General features: G+C 33.4%; 23 protein-coding genes. 12 read left to right on the forward strand and 11 right to left on the reverse strand.

Features of this window, described 5'->3' with window-relative positions; translation table 11 throughout:
• Nucleotides 1-3: 3 nt before the first annotated feature.
• The 8 genes from FQU23_RS01890 (at nt 4) to murI (ending at nt 8,337) form a co-directional block, all read left to right on the forward strand.
• Nucleotides 4-660: a CBS domain-containing protein gene (locus tag FQU23_RS01890; protein ID WP_132108605.1), complete on the forward strand. Its 657-nt coding sequence runs from the start codon at nt 4-6 to the stop codon at nt 658-660.
• A gap of 72 nt (nt 661-732) precedes the next feature.
• Entirely contained in the window at nt 733-1,617 is an 885-nt protein-coding gene (locus tag FQU23_RS01895; protein WP_147672353.1) for an NAD kinase, read from the forward strand.
• Nucleotides 1,618-1,790: 173 nt separating this feature from the next.
• Complete coding sequence (locus tag FQU23_RS01900; RefSeq protein ID WP_147672354.1) at nt 1,791-2,465, forward strand: DUF6089 family protein; 675 nt, start codon at nt 1,791-1,793, stop codon at nt 2,463-2,465.
• Between the two features lie 4 nt (nt 2,466-2,469).
• On the forward strand, nt 2,470-3,210 hold the full coding sequence (locus FQU23_RS01905) for an isoprenyl transferase (RefSeq protein ID WP_132108611.1): 741 nt from the start codon (nt 2,470-2,472) through the stop codon (nt 3,208-3,210).
• The gene (locus tag FQU23_RS01910; protein WP_147672355.1) at nt 3,143-5,872 is read left to right on the forward strand and encodes an outer membrane protein assembly factor; all 2,730 of its coding nucleotides are present in this window, start codon (nt 3,143-3,145) and stop codon (nt 5,870-5,872) included. The genes FQU23_RS01905 and FQU23_RS01910 overlap by 68 nt, the downstream gene beginning before the upstream one ends.
• Before the next feature lie 37 nt (nt 5,873-5,909).
• Nucleotides 5,910-6,920, forward strand: coding sequence for an OmpH family outer membrane protein (locus FQU23_RS01915; protein ID WP_147672356.1), 1,011 nt, complete (start codon nt 5,910-5,912; stop codon nt 6,918-6,920).
• 25 nt (nt 6,921-6,945) lie between these two features.
• Complete coding sequence (locus tag FQU23_RS01920) at nt 6,946-7,446, forward strand: OmpH family outer membrane protein (RefSeq protein WP_132108617.1); 501 nt, start codon at nt 6,946-6,948, stop codon at nt 7,444-7,446.
• A 114-nt stretch (nt 7,447-7,560) separates the two neighbouring features.
• Nucleotides 7,561-8,337: a glutamate racemase gene (gene murI, locus FQU23_RS01925; protein ID WP_147672357.1), complete on the forward strand. Its 777-nt coding sequence runs from the start codon at nt 7,561-7,563 to the stop codon at nt 8,335-8,337.
• 9 nt (nt 8,338-8,346) lie between these two features.
• Here murI and FQU23_RS01930 read toward each other — a convergent pair whose 3' ends face one another.
• Nucleotides 8,347-8,862, reverse strand: a complete 516-nt coding sequence (locus FQU23_RS01930; protein ID WP_132108621.1) for a gamma carbonic anhydrase family protein — start codon at nt 8,860-8,862, stop codon at nt 8,347-8,349.
• Nucleotides 8,863-8,880: 18 nt separating this feature from the next.
• Nucleotides 8,881-9,879, reverse strand: coding sequence for a type IX secretion system membrane protein PorP/SprF (locus FQU23_RS01935; RefSeq protein ID WP_147672358.1), 999 nt, complete (start codon nt 9,877-9,879; stop codon nt 8,881-8,883).
• A 135-nt stretch (nt 9,880-10,014) separates the two neighbouring features.
• Here FQU23_RS01935 and FQU23_RS01940 point away from each other — a divergent pair, with 135 nt between their 5' ends.
• The 3 genes from FQU23_RS01940 to FQU23_RS01950 all read left to right on the forward strand — a co-directional run bounded on the left by FQU23_RS01940 (nt 10,015) and on the right by FQU23_RS01950 (nt 12,269).
• A complete protein-coding gene (locus tag FQU23_RS01940; protein ID WP_147672359.1) occupies nt 10,015-10,914 on the forward strand; it encodes a NifU family protein in 900 nt (299 codons plus the stop codon).
• Between the two features lie 128 nt (nt 10,915-11,042).
• Entirely contained in the window at nt 11,043-11,243 is a 201-nt protein-coding gene (locus FQU23_RS01945) for a dodecin family protein (RefSeq protein WP_132108627.1), read from the forward strand.
• 198 nt (nt 11,244-11,441) lie between these two features.
• Entirely contained in the window at nt 11,442-12,269 is an 828-nt protein-coding gene (locus FQU23_RS01950) for a mechanosensitive ion channel family protein (RefSeq protein ID WP_147672360.1), read from the forward strand.
• Nucleotides 12,270-12,278: 9 nt separating this feature from the next.
• Here the strand turns inward: FQU23_RS01950 and tsaB are convergent, their stop codons facing one another.
• The 3 genes from tsaB to FQU23_RS01965 form a co-directional block, all read right to left on the reverse strand.
• Nucleotides 12,279-12,947, reverse strand: coding sequence for a tRNA (adenosine(37)-N6)-threonylcarbamoyltransferase complex dimerization subunit type 1 TsaB (tsaB, locus tag FQU23_RS01955; protein WP_147672361.1), 669 nt, complete (start codon nt 12,945-12,947; stop codon nt 12,279-12,281).
• A gap of 68 nt (nt 12,948-13,015) precedes the next feature.
• A complete protein-coding gene (locus FQU23_RS01960) occupies nt 13,016-14,302 on the reverse strand; it encodes an efflux RND transporter periplasmic adaptor subunit (RefSeq protein WP_132108631.1) in 1,287 nt (428 codons plus the stop codon).
• Nucleotides 14,303-14,308: 6 nt separating this feature from the next.
• A complete protein-coding gene (locus tag FQU23_RS01965) occupies nt 14,309-15,679 on the reverse strand; it encodes a TolC family protein (protein WP_147672362.1) in 1,371 nt (456 codons plus the stop codon).
• A gap of 197 nt (nt 15,680-15,876) precedes the next feature.
• Here FQU23_RS01965 and FQU23_RS01970 point away from each other — a divergent pair, with 197 nt between their 5' ends.
• Nucleotides 15,877-17,286: a DUF4403 family protein gene (locus FQU23_RS01970; protein ID WP_147672363.1), complete on the forward strand. Its 1,410-nt coding sequence runs from the start codon at nt 15,877-15,879 to the stop codon at nt 17,284-17,286.
• A gap of 12 nt (nt 17,287-17,298) precedes the next feature.
• Here FQU23_RS01970 and FQU23_RS01975 read toward each other — a convergent pair whose 3' ends face one another.
• The 6 genes from FQU23_RS01975 to FQU23_RS02000 all read right to left on the reverse strand — a co-directional run bounded on the left by FQU23_RS01975 (nt 17,299) and on the right by FQU23_RS02000 (nt 20,877).
• The gene (locus FQU23_RS01975; RefSeq protein ID WP_132108634.1) at nt 17,299-17,526 is read right to left on the reverse strand and encodes a hypothetical protein; all 228 of its coding nucleotides are present in this window, start codon (nt 17,524-17,526) and stop codon (nt 17,299-17,301) included.
• A gap of 32 nt (nt 17,527-17,558) precedes the next feature.
• Nucleotides 17,559-18,101, reverse strand: a complete 543-nt coding sequence (locus tag FQU23_RS01980; RefSeq protein WP_147672364.1) for a DUF420 domain-containing protein — start codon at nt 18,099-18,101, stop codon at nt 17,559-17,561.
• A 5-nt stretch (nt 18,102-18,106) separates the two neighbouring features.
• On the reverse strand, nt 18,107-18,793 hold the full coding sequence (locus FQU23_RS01985; RefSeq protein WP_147672365.1) for an SCO family protein: 687 nt from the start codon (nt 18,791-18,793) through the stop codon (nt 18,107-18,109).
• A gap of 11 nt (nt 18,794-18,804) precedes the next feature.
• A complete protein-coding gene (locus FQU23_RS01990) occupies nt 18,805-19,446 on the reverse strand; it encodes a hypothetical protein (RefSeq protein ID WP_147672366.1) in 642 nt (213 codons plus the stop codon).
• A 77-nt stretch (nt 19,447-19,523) separates the two neighbouring features.
• Nucleotides 19,524-19,880, reverse strand: coding sequence for a cytochrome C oxidase subunit IV family protein (locus FQU23_RS01995; RefSeq protein ID WP_147672367.1), 357 nt, complete (start codon nt 19,878-19,880; stop codon nt 19,524-19,526).
• A gap of 19 nt (nt 19,881-19,899) precedes the next feature.
• Entirely contained in the window at nt 19,900-20,877 is a 978-nt protein-coding gene (locus FQU23_RS02000; RefSeq protein ID WP_147672368.1) for a cytochrome c oxidase subunit 3, read from the reverse strand.
• Nucleotides 20,878-20,880 lie beyond the last annotated feature (3 nt).

Below are 20,880 nucleotides of genomic sequence, written 5' to 3' on the forward strand. Positions count from 1 at the left end.
AAGATGGAAATTACAAACTACATAACTACTGATTTTAAAGCCATTGACAGCCAGGAGACTATTGCTTCTGTTAAAGACTTTTTTGATGACATCACTTTTTCACACTTTCCAGTTGTTGAAGAGGGAATCTACATTGGCAGTATCTCATCTGAAGATATTGAAACTTTTGACAGTGACAAAAAAGTAATCGACTACAAATATACTCTTGCAACCTTTTTTACTAGGAAAGATTCTATATGGCTTGAAGTATTAGAGGTTTTTGCAAAAAACCATACCAACTTGATTCCCGTTTTAGATGAAAACAACAGCTATGTTGGCTATTATGAATTAGACGATATAATGAGTTTTTTCCACCAAACTCCATTTTTGAAAGAGCACGGACTTATACTAAAGGTAAAAAAAGGAATAGTAGATTATTCTATGGGGCAGATTACTCAAATTGTAGAAAGCAATAACGGAAAACTCTTGGGCTTATTTATTTCTGAATCTGATGGAAATAGCATCGAAGTAACTATGAAAATTAGCTTAGGCGCTATTAACGAAATAATCCAAACCTTCAGAAGGTATAATTACGAAATAATATCAGAACACCAAGAAGACGATTATATCAATACTTTGAAAGAGCGCTCAGACTATTTAGACAAATACCTTAATATGTAAGTGTTTATTTAGTTTCCAATATAGACCGCTATACGAACAAACGATTTTACAAACAAACCATTAAATAAAATAATGAAAATAGCCATATACGGTCAATATTATCAAAATAGTACCGAACCTATTATAAGAGACATATTCATTTTTTTTACTAAAAATAAAGTAGAGTTAGTAATTGAAGCTTCTTTTCTAGAGATGCTATATGAAAAGAAAATCATAAAAGAACAATACAGCACATTTTCTTCCCATACAGAGTTAGATCAAAGTTTCGATATGTTAATTAGTATTGGAGGAGACGGAACCATGCTAAGAGCAGCCACTTTAATACGAAATTCTAGAATTCCTATTCTTGGTATTAATGCCGGTCGTTTAGGTTTTCTAGCAACTGTTCAAAAAGAAAAAATTGATGAGTTTCTACAAATTGTAATTGATAAAAAATACACGCTTTCTAAAAGAACGTTGTTGAGTCTATCCTGTGACCCTGTAAATGACTCTCTTCAGGACATCAATTTTGCTATGAACGAAATTACCGTTAGTCGGAAAGACACTACTTCGATGATCACCATTGAGACCTTTCTTAATGGTGAATATTTAAATTCCTATTGGGCCGACGGCTTAATAGTATCCACACCTACAGGATCTACGGGATATTCTCTAAGTTGTGGAGGCCCTATCTTTACCCCAGATGTAAAAGGTCTAGTTATCACCCCCATTGCACCTCACAATCTGAATGCGAGACCACTAGTTATTCCTGACGAAACTGAAGTTAAATTAAAAGTTTCAGGACGAGAAGAGTATTATTTAGTTTCACTAGATTCCAGAGTCATCTCTGTAAGAAACGAATCCATACTGACTATCACTAAAACTCCCTTTGAAATAAACATGGTAGAGATTCCAAACGAAACATTTCTAAAAACACTTCGTACAAAATTATTGTGGGGCGAGGACAGAAGAAATTAATTTATTATTACTCGCAAAGCATACTATACTATCTAATTTATTCGTTTCCACTATTAACGAATCCCTATCCGTTATCGATTATAGCGGCTATTATCTAAATAATGGACACATTTATAGCAATCGGTATTGATTCGAAACGATAATTATTATATTTGCACGCAATTTTTAATTAAATGAACAAAACCTTTGGCTTATTTATATGTTTACTCTTAACGACGACTCTGTATTCACAAATACATGAAGTTGGAGTTTTCCTAGGAGGAAGTAACTATATAGGCGATATAGGACCAACAACTTATATAGCTCCAAATGAGCCTGCTTTTGGAATATTATATAAATGGAATAAAAGTCCGAGACATTCTTATCGCTTTTCTTATACCCAATCGAAAATCACTTCAAATGATCTTGATTCAAGAGAACCCAGCAGGAATCAAAGAGGTTATCATTTTGAAAATAGCATAAAAGAAGTATCTTTAGGCCTTGAATTCAACTTTTTCGACTTTAATCTTCATCAATTAGGCCGTAAAATCACACCTTATGTGTACTCTGGGTTCAGCTATTTTATAAGTGATTATGATTTAACAACACCATCATCACCAACGACTATAAGTGGAAGAACAGAAAGAAGTAAATCAATTGCCATACCAATGACTATAGGGATCAAGTCAAACATAAGCCGCCGCTTTATACTGGCGCTAGAAACTGGCGCAAGGTATAGCTTGACTGACAATATAGATGGGAGTTACAATCAAAATATTGGAAATATAAATAATAATGACTGGTACGTTTTTTCTGGGATAACCTTAACCTATACCTTTGGAGAAAAACCATGCTATTGCGCAGAATAAAAAAATGGATTTATTAGAACACATTAATAAAAATAACTTACCCTCACATTTAGCCATTATAATGGATGGAAATGGACGATGGGCAAAACAACAAGGTTTCCTAAGAGCGTTCGGTCATGAGAGCGGAACAAAGTCTGTAAAGATTATTATAAAAACCTGTGCTAAATTAGGCATAGAAAACTTAACGCTTTACGCCTTTTCTACAGAAAACTGGAACCGACCGAAACTAGAAGTAGATACTTTAATGAAGATCCTGATAAAATCTTTAAAAAAAGAACTTCCAACACTTCTAGAAAACAACATCAAATTAAACACGATAGGTAATCTTGAACAATTACCACAATCAGCTCAAAAAGAGCTTCTTGACGTTATCCATAAAACTAAAGACAATACTCACATGACTCTAACATTAGCATTGAGTTATGGATCTAGAGAAGAATTAGTAAATGCTGTAAAAAACATCAGTAATAAAGTTAAAAATAATATAATTTCAATAGACAGTATTGACGATTCAATTATAAATGAGCATCTTTACACGCAAAATTTACCAGATGTAGATTTATTAATAAGAACAAGTGGAGAGCATAGAATAAGTAATTTTTTGCTATGGCAAATAGCCTATGCCGAATTATATTTTACTGATGTATTGTGGCCAGACTTTAAAGAACAAAATTTATATGAGGCTATCATTAGTTATCAAAAAAGAGAACGTAGATTTGGAAAAACAAGTGAACAAATTAAATAATTTTTTAGTGTTGAATAAAAGTATAAAAGCAGTCCTTACCCTTTTAATATTGGGAAGTTTTTCACAAGTCAAAGCTCAAGAAAGAGTTCCTTTCGACCAAGGTCAGAAATACATATTAGCCGATGTAGTCCTTACTAATAAAATTAGTTTCAACGACCAAACAGTTATAACCTTTGCAGGTCTTGAAAAAGGTCAGCAAATAACAGTTCCTGGTGAAGAAATCAGTAGCGCAATCAAAAAATTAGGTAAACTAGGACTTTTTGATGAAATTTCATTTTACATTAATAGAATCGAAAATGACAGTATCTATCTTGATCTGGAAATTAAGGAACTACCAAAATTAAACAATGTAAAGTTTGTTGGAGTTAAGAAAAGCAAAACAGAAGCTTTAATTAAAGATAACGGTCTAACGAAGAGCAAAGTCGTAAATGAAAACTTAATCACTACGACAAAAAACTACATAGAAAACAAATACAAAAAAGACGGATATTATAACACCAAAGTAAATATCAACGTTGTACCAGATACTTCTGCAGTGAACCAAGTAAACATGGTTGTGAACATTGACAAGGGAGACAAGGTGAAAATTGCTGAAATTGATTTTATAGGTAACAAAGAGATATCTGACAAAACATTGCGCAAAGCAATGAAAGACACCAAGGAAAAAAATGTATTTCGCGTACTAAAAGCGTCTAAATTTATAAAAGCAAAATACAAAACAGACTTAGAAAAAGTAATCGCTTCTTATAAAGAGAAAGGATATAGAGATGCAAGAATAATTTCTGATTCTATTACTTACCTTAAAGATAAAAATGCATTATCGATTAAGATAAATGTTGAGGAAGGAAATAAATACTATTTTGGTAATATTAAATTCCTAGGAAATACAGTTTACTCAGATCAATTATTAAATCAAATAATTGGAGTTAAAACAGGAGAGACTTATAACGGTGTTTTACTACAAAAAAGAATAGCTGATGCTTCAAAACCAGACGGAGAAGACATTACTAATCTTTATCAAAATAGCGGTTATTTATTTTCAAACATAAATGCTGTTGAAGTACGAACAGTTAATGATACGATTGATTTCGAAATAAGAGTTACCGAAGGACCTTTAGCTTATTTCAATAAAATTACTGTTGTAGGAAATGACAAAACTAACGACCGCGTTATCTACAGAGAACTTAGAACTAAGCCTGGAGAAAAATACAACAAAGAATTACTAGTTAGAACCATTCGTGAAATTGGTCAATTAGGATTTTTCGACCCTGAAGCAATCGATCCTAAATTTAAAAATGTAGATGCAGCAGCAGGAACTGTAGATATTGAGTACAATCTTATTGAAAAAGGATCTAGCCAAATAGAGCTTCAAGGAGGTTATGGTGGTGGTGGTTTCATTGGTACATTAGGCTTGTCGTTCAACAATTTCTCGGCAAGAAATATATTTAATAAAGAGGCATACAAACCTTTACCTATGGGTGATGGACAAAAAGTATCTTTAAGACTTCAGGCAAGTACTTATTTCCAAACCTATAGCGTTTCGTTTTCTGAACCATGGTTTGGACAAAAGAAACCAGTTTCATTTAGTTCTTCTATCTCCTACAGTAAACAATTTTTAAACAATTATATAACGCAAAGAGTAGACAAAGATAAAAGTTTCAATATCTTGACGCTGTCGGTTGGATTAGCTAAAAGATTAACTGTACCAGATGATTTCTTTGTTTTATCACAATCTATAAGTTACCAACATTACGATTTGCAAAATTATAATACTGGATTGTTTACCTTTGGTAATGGAGCTTCAAGAAACTTAGCTTACACTATTGGATTATCTAGAAGTAATAAAGGTGTGAATCCTATCTTCCCAACTTATGGTTCGGAGTTTAGTATTTCAGCAAAATTAACTCCTCCTTATTCCCTTTTAAACGGAATTGACTATGCTACCTTAGGTGATAAAGAAGAGTACAAATTAAAAAATACTGTTGATAGATCAAATCAAGTTGATGCAAATGGAAATACAGTAGCAATTGGTGACTATATTGATGCTGCTGGAAACAAAGTTTTTAACTTCGCAGATGCCGCTGCAGATCCAGCATTAGTGGATCAAAAGAAATTTAATTGGTTAGAATATTACAAAATAAAGTTCAAAGCAGATTGGTATACGAAAGTTTATGGTAAATTAGTACTACGAACGTTAACTGAATTTGGATTCTTAGGCGCATACAATCAAGAAAGAGGAGCTGTTCCATTTGAAAGATTTTATGTAGGAGGAGACGGATTAGCAAATTACTCAATGGACGGTAGAGAAACGATACAATTGAGAGGTTACCCAAATAATTCCTTGACGCCTATAAATAGTGTTGGAGAACAAATTGGAGCAACAGTATACAATAAATTCTCTATGGAGTTACGTTATCCTATAACCTTGAAATCATCTGCATCTATATATGCATTAGGATTTTTAGAAGCAGGTTCGTCATTTCCAGATTTTAAAAGTTATAACCCATTTGAATTAAACCGTTCAGCAGGAGTTGGATTACGCGTATTCATGCCAGCATTTGGATTATTAGGTATCGATTTTGGACATGGGTTTGATGCTCTACCTGGGCAAAATACAGCAAATGGATGGGAAACCCATTTCATTATTGGGCAGCAATTTTAAAAAGAATTGATTAACGATTTTCTAATACCATTAAGTTATGAGAAAACAATTTCTAATACTATTCTTAGCCGTGGTTGTATTCAATACAGCTCACTCGCAAACCAGAGGAACAAAAATAGGCTACATTGACATGGAGTATATTCTAGAAAATGTTCCTAATTATGCCCAAGCAACAGTCCAACTGGAGCAAAAAGCACAGAAATGGAAACAAGAAATTGAGACGAAGAAAATCGAAATCAATAAAATAAAAGAAGCACTTTCCGCTGAAAAGCCATTATTAACAAAAGCGTTGATAGAGGAACGGGAGTTAGAAATCAAGTTCCTTGAAAATGAAATGTTGGACTTTCAGCAAAAAAGATTTGGTGCAAATGGTGATTTGATAATACAAAAAGCTGTTTTAGTAAAACCAATACAGGACCAGATATTCACCGCCGTTCAAGACATTGCAGAAACACAAAAATACGATTTTGTTTTCGACAAGTCTTCCGATTTAACGATGCTGTTTTCTGCAAAAAGATTTGACATAAGCGACCAAGTATTACGAGTACTAACCAGATCAGACAAAAGAGAACAGTTGACAAAAAAACAACTTGAAGCTCAAGAAGAGAAACAAAGTAAGGAAGACGCAATTGCAGACAATCCTTTCTTATCTGAAAGACAAAAAATACTGGACGACAAAAAAGCGCTAAGAGATTCGATACTTGACGGGCGAAAGTTAGCTCAAGAAAAAAAGAAAGCAGACTTTGAGGAAAGACGACAAAAAATGCTTTCGGATAGAGAAGCAAAAAAAAGTGGCACGGTTTCTGAAACATCTAAAACAGTAGACGTAAAAGAAAGCACTATAGTAGGCGACAACAAAGAAGCTGCAAAAACAGCCGCTGAAATTGCAAAACAAGAACAACTTGATGCGAGAAACAAAATACTGGAAGATCGTAAGAAAGTAATTGAAGACCGCAAGAAAGCTGTAGAAGAACGAAGAGTAAAAATCCTTCAAGTAAGAGATTCAATAAAGAAGGCTAGAGAAGAACAATTAAAAACTAAACAATAACTAATTACTTAATATTTTAAAAACGATGAAACAGATTAAAACTTTATTAATTGCTGCACTATTTATTTTCGGAGCAAATCAAACTATTAATGCACAAGCAAAAACTGCACATGTTGATGTAAGTGAAATCATGGCTAAAATGCCTGCTATGCTAGATGCTCAAAAGCAATTAGAGAAATTAAGCGCAACATATGATGGAGATTACAAAAAAATGGTTGAAGAATACCAAGGAAAATTAAAAAAATACGAAGCAGAGTCTGCTACAGTTACTGAAGCTATAAATGCAGATCGTTCTAAAGAAGTTCAGGATATGCAAAAAAGAATTGTTGACTTTAGAGACAATGCTCAAAAAGAATTGCAACAAAAAGAATCTGATATTGTAAAACCATTAATGGAAAAAGTAAGAACTTCAATCCAAAAAATTGGAAAAGCTAAAGGTTTCCAATACGTTTTAGATGGTTCTTCTCTTTTACTTGCTGACGGTCCTAACTTGACTGCTGATGTAAAAAAAGACCTAGGTTTCTAGGAAATAAAAAAGACAGTATAAAAAATACCGCTCATCCTTCACGGGATTGAGCGGTATTTTTTTGCCCTATAAATTCCTTAGGATTATTAATCGATACCACTTAACTTTGTTTTGATGGACAACAACCAACCAATAGGCATTTTCGATTCAGGCATAGGCGGCACTTCAATTTGGAAAGAGATCCATCAGTTGCTTCCCAATGAAAAAACCATATACCTTGCAGACAGCAAGAACGCTCCTTATGGACAAAAATCAAAAGAAGAGATTATTGCCTTGAGCATGAAAAATACTGACTTACTCATTAAAATGAATTGTAAGCTCATTGTTGTTGCCTGCAATACAGCTACCACAAATGCGATTCGAGAATTACGGGCTAAATATGATATTCCTTTTATTGGTATAGAACCGGCCATAAAACCGGCTGCAACAAACTCAAAAACACAAAAGATAGGCATCCTAGCGACACAAGGAACGCTTATCAGCGAGCTTTTTACTAAAACGGCACAACAGTTTCAAAACACTAAAATTATTGATCAAATAGGTCATGGATTAGTACCTCTTATCGAAAGTGGGAAAATGTATTCTGCTGAAATGACACAATTACTTCACTCGTACTTGAATCCTATGATTGAAGCCGATATCGATTACCTGGTATTGGGATGCAGCCATTATCCGTATCTGATTCCACAAATAAAAGCAATCCTTCCACACCATATTCAGATTATAGATTCAGGCCAAGCTGTTGCAAAACAAACGCAAAATCTATTAAAAGAAAAGGTGGGTTTTACAACAGAAAACAATGGCAAACCTATTTTCTATACAAATGCAGATCCAACAGTATTAAGGGAGATCTTAGAAAATAAATATGATGTTATAGAAAGAGATTTTTAATCGAAAGTCTTACTCCTCTTTGAACCAACCAGAATACATTACGTAGTTATTAGAAATGCGTTCTATTTCACCTGCAAAATCAGATTGATCGATATCTTTCACTTTCTTTGCAGGAACTCCAGCCCAGATTGAACCTGATTCGACTGTTGTATTTTGAGTTACAACAGCACCTGCTGCCACAATGGAATTACTCTCAATAGTACAATTATCCATAACTATTGCTCCCATTCCAATCAATACATTATCGTTAATTACACAACCGTGTACAATCGCGTTGTGACCAATAGACACATTGTTACCAATAACCGTAGGGTGTTTTTTATAAGTACAATGAATCACTGCACCGTCCTGAATATTTACCTTATTCCCAATCTTAATAAAATTCACATCTCCTCTAATAACGGCATTAAACCAAACACTACAAGATTCTCCAAAACTTACATCACCAACAATAGTTGCGTTTTCAGCCACATAACAATCCTCGGGTATACGAGGCGACTTTCCGTTCACAGATTTTATTAACATTTACTATATAAATTAGATTTAATTAATGGCAGGACATTTACATTCGTATTTTACAGGCTTGCAGAATAAATTGATCCCTAAGGTAATCTGGTGATAGCCACCATTATCAAATTTAACTGCTCCAGAAAGATGTGAATACGTATATGCAAACATAAAATTATTGAAGTTTACTCCCACTATAGGGGTAATGTATTGTAGTTTTTGATTGGAAACACCATTCCCGTCAGTATATTGTGCACCATCAAAACTTCTGCGATAAGACAGCCCTCCCCAAAGTGTTCCAAAATCTAAGCTTTTATACGCCTTCATGTTTATATCGATTGACTTCTCTTGGGTTTTTTCGACTAGCTGAAATAAAACAGAAGGCTCCCACAAAATTCTATCACTATCTCCAAAAACATAACCGGCACTCAATAAATATTTCCTTAAATTATCACTTTCATACTCCGTATAAATATCTCTTCTAGTCTCAATCGCGTTCTTCACAGTACCGTGTGCATAAAAATCTAAATAATTATATGAGGCTCCAATGTCTACATTGAAATACGAATCCTTTTGCACTACCGTTCCATCAATAATAGGATCAAAGTCTCCAGATTGTAAAAAACTAGTCTCGTCTAATTGACTTTGAATCAAACCTCCACTAATACCAAATGACAATTGATTCAAATCGATCTCGTCCCTTGAAAACATAAGATGATAGGCATAGGTAAGTTTAATTCCTTTTTGGGAATGATATCCATTCTTATCATTGAAAAGAATAATTCCAGCTCCCGCTTTTTCGCTAACTCTTCCATTAAAACTTAAGGTTTGAAGTTCAGGCGCATCCTCTTGACCAAACCACTGTTTGCGCGCTGTTAGTCTAATTTTAGAACAATTAGCCGCACCAGCCATTGAGGGATGAATCAAATAGTAATTATCCGACAAATAGTCCGAATACACCGCTATTCCTTCTTGTGAAAAAGCATAAGATGAAATAAAGAAAAAACAGATTAATAATTTTATTTTTATATACATTGAAATATTATTGAATAAAATTTTAAAATAAAGCCAATTGAATAATTAAAGTTAAGTTAATTTTTTCATTATTATATCAAATATAGTTAATCGTGGAAAATAACTTTAGTAAATTTGTAAAAATTTATATTTATCATGACAAAAGTTACCATAAAAGAAACGCAAAACCCAACTATACTTAAATTTGAATTTGAAGATTTTATCACTCAAAATGAAAGTTTTGAATTCAAAAATATAGACGATGCAAAATCATCTCCTCTTGCTCAACAATTATTTTATTTGCCGTTTGTAAAAACAGTATATATATCGGGAAATTTTATTGCGATAGAAAAATACAATATTGTGGAATGGGAAGATGTTAAAGATGCCGTAGCAGAACAGATCAACAGTTTTGTTGACAATGGCGGAACAATCATTACTATCGAAGAAAATAAAACTAAAAAACAGCCAATCACCGTTTATGGGGAAACAACTCCTAATCCGGCTGCATTAAAGTTTGTTGTAAGTCGAATGTTGACGAAAAACGCAATCGAATTTAAAAACATTGACGATACTGCCGCCTCTCCATTAGCAAAAGAATTATTCAAATTTTCTTATGTAAAAGAAATATTCATTGACGAAAATTATATTTCTGTAACGAAATACGAAATCAACAACTGGGACGAAATTACATTAGAACTTAGAAGTTTCATTAAACAATTCATTGAAAACGGAGGTGTAGTACTTGATGAATCCGTTATTGTTGCTGCAGAAAAACAAGAAAAATCAAAAACACAGGAATTTGACAATTTAGATGTTACTTCACAACAAATCATCAATATACTGGAAGAATATGTAAAACCAGCGGTTGCTGCCGATGGAGGAAACATCGTTTTTGATTCTTATAATGAAGAGGATAAAATTGTGAAAGTAATCCTTCAAGGTGCTTGTAGCGGTTGTCCTTCTTCGACTTTTACTTTAAAATCTGGTATCGAAAACATGTTAAAAAGCATGCTGAATGACGAGAAAATCCAAGTAGAAGCGGTTAATGCATAAGCAATCTTTCAGCCCAAACAAAACCTAACCGCTTGAATTTATAGACATTAAACAATATTATTACTTTCTTTAATGTGTTTTTTCGAAAATAATTACTAAATTTAAGTTCATCTTAAAAAACAGAAATTATGTCAGTATTAAAAGTTATTGAATTACTTGCTAGTTCAAAGGTTAGTTGGGAAGACGCTGCACAAAAAGCAATTGCTAAAGCTTCTAAGTCAGTGAAAAATATTAGGTCGGTCTACATTAAAGATCAAAGCGCTGCTATTTCTGACGGTAAAATCTCAGAATACAGAGCTACCCTTAAAGTGACATTTGAACTTGAATAGTTCAAATTGATAATGCAAAAAAAGCGTTTCTTCGGAAACGCTTTTTTTTATATATGCTATGTAAGCAATAAAGATTCTTCGAAGAAATTCAATAATAAAATTGAGGACGTTACTCTTTAGTCATCTCATATTAAGTTGTATTTTTGCCCCATTAACACAAGCCCTGCCTCTTTGAGAAGGTTTTTTATTAGTAAAAAAATGTATTTAGACACAAAAAATGTCGCTGATTACGCCGCCACTATCATAAAAGTATTTATCGATTACTCACCAAAATTGATTTCTGCATTTCTTATATTATTTGTAGGTCTTTACACCATTCGATTAATAAATCGACTCATCAGAAGAATAATGGTCAAACGAGAATTAGACCCTACGCTGACAAAGTTTCTAGCCGATATTCTCCTTTGGGTTTTAAGAGTATTATTGTTTGTGACATTCATATCAAAATTAGGAATAGAGACTTCCTCTTTTGTAGCTATTCTTGGTGCCATGGGACTAGCTATAGGACTATCGCTTCAAGGCTCACTTTCTAATTTTGCAGGCGGAATGTTAATTATAGTTTTTAAACCATTTAAAGTAGGACATACAATAGATGCCCAAGGTGTTTTCGGTACAGTTAGCGAAATCCAGATTTTTGTAACTAAAGTAATTACAGCAAACAATCAAACCGTATTTATTCCCAATGGTATTTTATCGAATGGCAACATCATTAATTACTCTTTGGAAAAGATTAGAAGAGCTGACTTAACTTTTGCGATTTCTTATAACTCCGACATTAAAAAAGCGAAAGATCTAATTACAAGCGTTTTAAATGAGAATCCAAAAGTGCTTCAATCACCCCCACCAGAAGTTTTTGTAAAAAACCTAACCGATAGTGCTATTCAATTAGCAGTACGACCTTGGGCAAATAGCGAAGATTTTGGCGACGTTTTTACTGACACTTTAGAAAATTGCAAAACAGCTTTTGATACAGCCGGAATAGTGATTCAACCGTACGTAAAAGAAATGTCTAGCACTACAAATTAACTACCAGATTTACTTTTTTGAAGTGGTTACCATAAAATCTTTAAGGTAAAAAGGTTCGAAATAAGCCACGTCGACAGTGTCGTTATTTTTGAATTTTTCAAAACTAAGCGCACTCATTTCGTTTGCAGAAGGAAATACTATTTCTTCTAAGAAGATAAAGTTTTCTTTTGTCAATACAGTTTGCGCTTTCTCTGCACAATCACCTACAAAATAAATAGGACCTTCTATATCTTCAAATGAATTTTCAGCTAAAATTTCAGTTTGAGTTCCTCTTGTATTTATTAATTCAGACGTAAATATGGTGCTATATACTTCCATCCTTCTGGCATCAATCATAGGAATGATTAATCCATTAGAAATGCGTGCCTGAGCTGCCAATATCTGCAAAGTATCTACAGCTATTAGTGGAATTCCTAAAGCGTAACAAAGTCCTTTAGCAGAAGAAACCCCGATGCGAAGTCCAGTGTAAGATCCCGGACCCTGACTCACAGCTATCGCAGTTATATCACTAAATGCAATTCCTACTTCTTTTAGACTTGCTTCAATAAACACATGCAATCGTTCTGCATGAGAATATCCCTCTTCTGCAATTTCATTACAGACAATGGTTTCTCCGTCTCTAGCAATACTTACCGAACAATTTTTTGTCGATGTTTCGATGTTAAGAATATAGGCCAATACTTTTCTATTTAAGATAAAATTAATTATCGCAAAAGTACAAATCTAAAATAAAACTACTTGCTTTTTTATTTATCGTTTTCTGATTTCACAAATACCATATCCCCCGAATTTAATTCTTTAGAAACAGTAGAATAGGGTCCCGTTATGACTACATCTCCTTTTTTAAGACCGCTTAACACCTGGATGTTAGTATCGTCTTGAATTCCGGTTTTAATCACACGAATCGTAGCTTTATCACCTGCTTTTACAAAAACGCATTCGTATTTCTTATCACTTTTAGGCAATGCTTTTTGATCATCTACAGGCTCTAGTACTTTTACTTCACTAACTGCTGCCGTATCAGATTTTACCACTACAGAGCTTATTGGCACCGCTAATACATTCTTTTTTGTTTTGGTGATAATATCTACAGTTGCCGTCATTCCAGGTCTAAACGGAGAATAAGCCGCAGGCTTCCCTTCTAATAAATCAAGATAAGACTCTTTAAGAATTCTTATTTTTACTTTAAAATTGGTCACTTGATCTGCTGTTAAAGCGGAGCTAGCCGAATTAGAAATACTAGTCACCATCCCTTTAAATTGCTTTTTCAAATAAGCATCGACTTCTACATTAGCAGCATCACCTACCTTAATTTTTACAATATCATTTTCATTGACATCAACTTCCACTTCCATGTTGTTCAAGTTTGCCACTCTCAAAATCTCAGTTCCTGTCATTTGCTGCGTTCCTAATACTCTTTCTCCTAATTCTACATTAAGCATCGAAATAGTTCCATCTGCAGGAGCATAAATTACGGTTCTCCCTAGATTATCGCGCGCTTCATTTACAGAAGCCGAAGCACTTTTTACATTAAAATAAGCCGATTCTTTATTGGCTTTAGCAACTTCAAAAGACGCAATAGATTTATCCCAATCTGATTTTGAAATAATCCCCTTATCAAATAAGGTTTTATTTCTCTCATAACTGGATTTAGCTTCTTTAAACTGAGCTTCCGTCTGAGTCAATCCCGCTTTGGAACCAGATAATCCTGCGATTGTTCTGTTTAGGCTTGAGGTATATAAATCAGGATTTATTTTAACCAATAAATCTCCTTTTTTAACTACTTGTCCTTCTTTAACAGGCAATAAAATAATTTCTCCAGAAACTTCCGACGAAATCTTCACCTCAATTTCAGGCTGAATTTTACCGGTAGCCGAAACCGTTTCAATAATAGTAGTCGCATTGACTATCGCTATTTCAACTTCCTTTCCTTTATCCTTATTTCCAATAACGCCTGTTTTTGAAAGTATTAATAATAAAGCAATAACAACAACGGCACCGCCTATTATGAGATAAATTGTTTTCTTTGACATAATGTATTAATTTTTAATGATAGGAATTCCAAAATAGAATTCTAATATTTTGATTTTGAAAATGTAATCGTATTTAGTTCGAAGCACATCAGATTGTGCATTAGAAAGTAAAGTCTGCGATTGATTTAAGTCGAACGAATTCATTAAACCAACATCAAATTTTTCTTTAGCATAATTATAGGCTTCTTGCCTGGACTCTAATGCTACAATCGCAGATTCGTGTGCATTTAAGGCGCCTTTAGCGTCAGTAAACGCAGTATAAACATTTCTTTGCAAATCTAAATCTTGTTGTTCTACAGCAATTTTAGATTTCTCTAAGCTAACCTGTGAACGCTCTACATTATTTCTAGCCGCAAATCCATTAAAGACAGGAATCGATAATTGCACTCCAAACGACTGCCCTTTATTATCTCCAAACTGACTGAAAAATGGAGGTGGAGCCTGCGTTCCTATTACGTTTCCGCTGTTGTCACGCAATGCAATATCAGCATAAGAAATTCGAGTGCTAAAATTGTAGAATCCTTGTAAAGTGGGCTGAAAACCTCCTTTTGCGATTGCTACATTTTTCTCAGCTATTTCTAGATTAGTCTGGGCTATTTTCAATTCTGTTCTTTCTTCTTTCGCTTTATCGTAAATCGCTATTGGAGTTTGCAACAAAATATTATTTTCATCTTTTGCTTCCGTATTATCTACAACGTCAAAATCCTGAAAATCATCCAATTGTAATAATTGCGCTAAACTCAATTTCGAAATCAACAAAGAATTTTCAGCTGTAATCACTTTCTGATTGTCAGATGCCAAAGTAGCTTTTACATCTAGCAAGTCGCCTTTTGGTATTGTCCCCGCATTTACCAATTCCTGAGTACGTATTAACTGCTTTTCATTAATACTCATTTGTACTTCTTGTACCTTTAAATTTTCCTTATTAAAGAGTACTTGTAAAAAAGCATTGGCAACATTAAGCGCAATATCTTCTTGCATTTTCACAAGCTGATATTTAGAGGCAACTATAGAAAGATTAGCTCTTCTAAGTGTATTTTGATTCTGCAAACCTTTGTAGATATCAATTCCTACATTGGCTCCAGCTGAAGTAAACTGCGTAGTTTGATTTTGTAAAAGTCCAGTGGTTATATCTTGGTTTAAACCAATATTCCAAGAATGAGAAGCATTACCATTTAATGAAGGAAGAAAATTCCCGATCGCTCCTCGTTTATCAATAGCTGCAGTTTTAATATCTAATTCAGTTTGTTTTATCGAAATATTATTCTGCAACGCATAATTAACACACTCTTCTAATGTCCACTTTTTAGTTTGAGCGCTCGACGACAAGCCGTAAAGTAGCAATAGGATTAAACTGTAATAAATTTTATTTGACATATATTTTTGAATAAATTTTAATGCAAAGCCTAAATAAATGTAGCTCTTATTTTCCTTAACTATTGAATAAAAATACAAAACAGTATAGGATTTAGCTTATCTTTTAAAATAGATTAGACTTTAAAAATATCCTTTTGTTACAAAAAAACAAAAAAATATAATTGTTTCGTTAATTTTACTATCTCAAATCAGAACAAATGCCAAAATCAACTTCCTTCCTACTTTTTGCGTTCGCATTTATGCTTACTATTAGCTGCTCTCCTTCTCAAAAAATCACCGCACTAAAACCAGAACCAGACGACGCCACTCCTTTAGTCTATGACAATACCCCTTCTTTTATTAATTTACCCATTAGCATCAAACTTAAGGACATTGAAAACCAGACCAACGCACTCTTAAACGGTTTAATCTACGAAGACAACATTATTGAAGATGATGATATCGAAATGCAAGTATGGAAACTGGCTCCTATTAGCGTTGTATCCTTTAACGAAAAAACAGGAGAAAGAATAAAAACTATTTTACCCTTAAAAGTATCTGTAAAATATAGAATTGGCACAAAAACACTAGGAACTGAATTTTACAAAACCCAGCAATTTAACCTTAACGGAGTCGTAACATTATTGAGTGATGTTAATTTGACTAACTGGAAACTAAACACAAAAACAGAATTTCATTCTTTAGATTGGAACGAAAGCCCTACAGCGACTATTCTAGGAAAAAACGTTCCGGTTACTTACCTAATAAATCCCGCTATCAAACTATTCAAGTCTAAAATAGAAAGAAAAATCGATGAAGCTGTTGGTAAATCAATGGATTTTAAACCCAATGTACTTGCTGCTTTAGAAAAAATATGCGTGCCTTTTCAAATGAATGCCGACTATGATAGCTGGTTGCGAATTGTTCCTTTAGAAATTTATACTACAACGACTAAATTAAAAAAAGATCAATTGTCGTTACAAATGGGAATGAAGTGCAATATGGAAACATTAATTGGCCAGCAACCACCATCCAAATTTGACGTGAATAAAATCACATTGAAAGCCGTTAGTAAAATCCCAAATCAGATTTCAGCTAATGTCGTTGCCGTCTCCACTTATAATGATGCTTCTAAGATCATGAAGAAAAATTTCGCCGGACAAGAATTCGAATCAGGAGGAAAAAAAGTAAAAGTACAAGATGTTGCTATTTGGCATAAAAACGGTAAGATGGTTATTGCCTTAGACTTATTAGGTTCTCTAAATGGTAGGATTTATTTATCCGGTTTCCCGCAATACGACGACAAGTCAAAAGAGATCTATTTTAATGAATTAGATTATGTTTTAGACACGAAAAACAAATTAATGCGCACTGCAAACTGGCTTGCTCAAGGACTGGTACTTCGAAAAATTAAAGAGAATTGCCGCTATTCAATACAAGCTAACTTAGAAGAAGGTAAAAAAACAATGATGAACTATCTAAAAAATTATTCCCCGCTACCAGGTGTTTTTGTAAATGGAAAAATGGAAGATATACAATTCCAAAAAGTACAGTTGACAAACAACGCCATTATCGCTTTCATTAAAATCAACGGAGAAATCAACATTGCGATTGACGGTTTAAAGTAGAAAAAGTTGACGTTATTCCGTTTTTTTATTTTTTCTAATTCGATACACACCATACCCAATTACAACCACAAGTAAGTAAGGAATTGCCATCAAGTAAACGATACCGTCGTTTACTGCCTGCGCCTGCTCAGCGTTCCCTTCACCTCCTAATACTGCTCTACACATAGCACATTGTGCTTCTACATTTAGAGAAAAAAAGAAAGCAAGGATAAAAAATAGTATTGTACTGCTCTTTTTCATAATTCTTTTTATAAGTTTTTTAATTCAACTATTTAATAAACATAGTAAGGAGAAATCATCAAATAGACGACAACACCAGTTATTGCAACATACAGCCAAATTGGAAAAGTGATTCTAGCAATCATCTTATGTTTATCGAATACTTGAGCTAAGGCTCTTACATAAGTTATTAAAACCAAAGGAATAATAACTATTGATAAAATAATATGTGTGATTAATATAAAGTAGTAAATAAATTTCACCACCCCTTCCCCACCAAACTTAGTAGAGTCTGAAGTCATATGGTACGAAACATACATTCCTAAAAAAAGGATCGAACAACCAATAGCTCCTTTCATTAGATTCTCATGCAATTTTCTATTTCCCTTCTTAATTGCAATTACAGCTAAGACTAATAAGACGGCTGTAAAACCGTTAATTGTAGCATAGATAGGTGGTAAAAAACTAAGAGGCTCTACTGCAAAACCCATTCTTTTTAAATTAACACCAAAAAGAAGCGCTACAACCAGCGGAATGGCAATTGATAAAATAACGATCCATTTTTTATAACGCTGTTCTAAATTTTGATCCTTCATATCATTTATTCTTTTAATAATATACTAATATCCTGTTGAATATCTCTAACTCCTTTTTTATCTAAACCATCGTAGTATAATATTGGATTTCCAAAATCATCACGTCTGCAACGGATATTTCCATCTTTATCAATTAGAGCAAAAAAACCAGAGTGTTCAAAACCTCCACTTGCCTTATTGTTCTCACCTGCATAAAGATTAAAACCTTTATTAGCTAAATCATATATATAATCTTTATCTCCCGTCAAGAAATGCCAGTTTGAAGATGTTACTCCTATTAGTTTTGCATGTTCCTTCAAAACCGCAGGAGTATCGTTTGCGGGATCAATAGTAATAGCTGCAATACCGAAATTAGGACTACCAAAAAATTTCTTTTCGATCAGCAACATACTTTGATTCATTTTTGGACAAATCGAAGGACAAGTACTAAAGAAAAACTCTAAAACATATACTTTACCTTTATATGTTTCATTTGTAATCTTCACATTGTCTTGATTCACTAATTCGAATTTAGGTGCTGGCCCTATTTTAACTAATTTACCATCAGTAGAAGCGGTAGTTTCAACCTTATCTAAACGACCTCCTTTTACAACATCCCCATTTTGAATTCGAGATATTATTTTAGGGATTGCATATATTCCAAAAACCAGAATTACAAACGAAATTCCGATATAAGCTTTATTCTTAAACATATAATTCAATTTTAAAGTTGTTTTGTAGCATTGCGATTTTTCTTAAGTGCTGCTCGATACTCGTAAAGAATAACTTTAAAATCATCTAACATCTCATTGCTTAATTCAGCAGGGTGAATGGTATTATAACCCTCTTTATATTCTTGAACTTTCTTTCTTCCTCGAAGATTTCTCTCCTTGTCAACGATATACACATTTGGAGTTCCAGAATGTACATCTAGTTTGTCAACTAATTTTAATTGGTCATAAAAGGAATTTATCTCTTGAGGAGTAGTAAATAAAAAATGCCACTGAGAAAGATCTGTAATCTCGTCTAAGGAATTTAAAATATTCTGAACATCTTTTTCAGTTCCTAACGGACAAAGCATCACAAACTGCAGGTCCTTAAAAGTATGGTAACGCTGGTAAATTTTTTGATTAAGGTTAAAAAGATTACCTCTATTTTCTAAAATATTAGCACCACCAAATCCTAAGATTGTTATTTTATTGTCTAATGTAACTTTGTTACCATCTAAAGACTTCCAATCTCCAAAATCATTAACCTTAGGCGTTATAACAGGTAATTTAGTATAACCATTGACTCCCGAAGCGAAAAAAAGATAAGCCACTATCGGTAAGACAAAAAGAACAAAAAGAACGATATTTTTTTTCATTATAATGACAATTCTATTAAAGTGCAAAAATAAAAAAAGGTACGCAATGCGTACCCTTTTTTTTGATTAATATATTGTTAAAAATTCCATTTTATAGTTGAATCTTTAAAAACTCCATAAATATAATCACCTTCAGTCAAAAGAATGAAAAGTAAATATAAAATTAAAAATATTAGAGGATACACAACTGCAGATCTAAGAGAACTTCTTTCTCCCTCCATGTGCATAAATGCATAAACGATATAATAAGCTTTATACACTGTAAGCGCATAAAAAATCCAGTTTAGCAAACTCAGCCCTAGAAAATCAACATAGTGTAATGAGTCTGGTTTATATATACCCAAAATAACCTCTACTATCGTAACTAAAGATAATATTCCGAAAACCTTCCAGATTCTACTGGTATTTGATACATACTCGTGTTCGTGTGACATAATAATAATTTTTTGAAAATTAAACTAGATAGAAAACTGTAAATACAAATACCCAAACTAAATCGACGAAATGCCAGTACAAACCAACTTTTTCGACCATTTCATAGCTTCCTCTTTTCTCATACGTTCCAATAAGCACATTAAAGAAAATAATGATATTTATAATTACTCCTGAAAATACGTGAAACCCGTGAAATCCTGTGATAAAGAAAAAGAAATCAGCAAACAACTTACTACCGTATTCATTTCTAACAAGATTCGCACCTTCTACGACATAATGCGCCTGACTCAATCTCAACTCAGACTCTTCTCTCGAAAGAATTGTCTTATGTTTATTATCACTCAAAACTTCAGTTCGAATTAATATATCAGGATTAGCTTTAAATCCAGCCTGAACTTCAGCTACTGAGTATGATGGCAAACTTGCCTCACCCATAAACCAAGTTCCTTTATCCCTTGTCAATTGAGCTCTTTCTTCGGGCAATGTTGCAGCAAAATCAGCAAGTGCCACTCGCTTCCCTTCTTTATCCACAAATTGAAGTAAACTACCTCCTTTTGTTTCCACTGCACCATATTGTCCTTTTATGAAATTTTTCCACTCCCAAGCTTGTGAACCTACGAAGATCCCTCCACCTATAATGGTTAAAAACATATAAAGCGCCACTTTATCTTTTTTCATTTGATGCCCCGCATCAACAGCCAAGACCATTGTTACAGATGAAAAAATCAAAATAAAAGTCATTAAAGCAACATAATACATCGGTGCATCTACACCATGCAAAAATGGAAAGTGATTAAACACTTCATCGGCTATAGGCCATGTTTCAATAAATTTAAATCTAGAAAACCCGTAAGCCGCTAAAAATCCAGAGAACGTTAAGGCATCTGACACGATAAAAAACCACATCATTAATTTACCATAACTTGCTCCCATTGGCTCATTGCCACCTCCCCAAGTTTTTTCTTCGCTATTCCCAGTTGTAACTGTCGATTCCATAAA

It is taken from the genome of Flavobacterium sp. XN-5 (assembly GCF_008033395.2).
Lineage (GTDB): Bacteria > Bacteroidota > Bacteroidia > Flavobacteriales > Flavobacteriaceae > Flavobacterium > Flavobacterium hiemivividum.

Excerpts from the sequence above, each read along its gene's own strand:
- FQU23_RS01930 (WP_132108621.1), bottom strand. The coding sequence starts at position 8,862 with ATGTTAATAAAATCTGTGAACGGAAAGTCGCCTCGTATACCCGAGGAT.
- FQU23_RS01960 (WP_132108631.1), bottom strand. The coding sequence starts at position 14,302 with ATGTCAAAGAAAACAATTTATCTCATAATAGGCGGTGCCGTTGTTGTT.
- FQU23_RS01910 (WP_147672355.1), top strand. The coding sequence starts at position 3,143 with ATGAGGCTATCATTAGTTATCAAAAAAGAGAACGTAGATTTGGAAAAA.
- FQU23_RS01965 (WP_147672362.1), bottom strand. The coding sequence starts at position 15,679 with ATGTCAAATAAAATTTATTACAGTTTAATCCTATTGCTACTTTACGGC.
- FQU23_RS01920 (WP_132108617.1), top strand. The coding sequence starts at position 6,946 with ATGAAACAGATTAAAACTTTATTAATTGCTGCACTATTTATTTTCGGA.
- FQU23_RS01945 (WP_132108627.1), top strand. The coding sequence starts at position 11,043 with ATGTCAGTATTAAAAGTTATTGAATTACTTGCTAGTTCAAAGGTTAGT.
- FQU23_RS01995 (WP_147672367.1), bottom strand. The coding sequence starts at position 19,880 with ATGTCACACGAACACGAGTATGTATCAAATACCAGTAGAATCTGGAAG.
- FQU23_RS01980 (WP_147672364.1), bottom strand. The coding sequence starts at position 18,101 with ATGAAGGATCAAAATTTAGAACAGCGTTATAAAAAATGGATCGTTATT.
- FQU23_RS01935 (WP_147672358.1), bottom strand. The coding sequence starts at position 9,879 with ATGTATATAAAAATAAAATTATTAATCTGTTTTTTCTTTATTTCATCT.
- FQU23_RS01990 (WP_147672366.1), bottom strand. The coding sequence starts at position 19,446 with ATGAAAAAAAATATCGTTCTTTTTGTTCTTTTTGTCTTACCGATAGTG.
- murI (WP_147672357.1), top strand. The coding sequence starts at position 7,561 with ATGGACAACAACCAACCAATAGGCATTTTCGATTCAGGCATAGGCGGC.
- FQU23_RS02000 (WP_147672368.1), bottom strand. The coding sequence starts at position 20,877 with ATGGAATCGACAGTTACAACTGGGAATAGCGAAGAAAAAACTTGGGGA.
- FQU23_RS01950 (WP_147672360.1), top strand. The coding sequence starts at position 11,442 with ATGTATTTAGACACAAAAAATGTCGCTGATTACGCCGCCACTATCATA.
- FQU23_RS01890 (WP_132108605.1), top strand. The coding sequence starts at position 4 with ATGGAAATTACAAACTACATAACTACTGATTTTAAAGCCATTGACAGC.
- FQU23_RS01900 (WP_147672354.1), top strand. The coding sequence starts at position 1,791 with ATGAACAAAACCTTTGGCTTATTTATATGTTTACTCTTAACGACGACT.
- FQU23_RS01975 (WP_132108634.1), bottom strand. The coding sequence starts at position 17,526 with ATGAAAAAGAGCAGTACAATACTATTTTTTATCCTTGCTTTCTTTTTT.
- FQU23_RS01915 (WP_147672356.1), top strand. The coding sequence starts at position 5,910 with ATGAGAAAACAATTTCTAATACTATTCTTAGCCGTGGTTGTATTCAAT.
- FQU23_RS01940 (WP_147672359.1), top strand. The coding sequence starts at position 10,015 with ATGACAAAAGTTACCATAAAAGAAACGCAAAACCCAACTATACTTAAA.
- FQU23_RS01905 (WP_132108611.1), top strand. The coding sequence starts at position 2,470 with ATGGATTTATTAGAACACATTAATAAAAATAACTTACCCTCACATTTA.
- FQU23_RS01970 (WP_147672363.1), top strand. The coding sequence starts at position 15,877 with ATGCCAAAATCAACTTCCTTCCTACTTTTTGCGTTCGCATTTATGCTT.
- FQU23_RS01985 (WP_147672365.1), bottom strand. The coding sequence starts at position 18,793 with ATGTTTAAGAATAAAGCTTATATCGGAATTTCGTTTGTAATTCTGGTT.
- FQU23_RS01895 (WP_147672353.1), top strand. The coding sequence starts at position 733 with ATGAAAATAGCCATATACGGTCAATATTATCAAAATAGTACCGAACCT.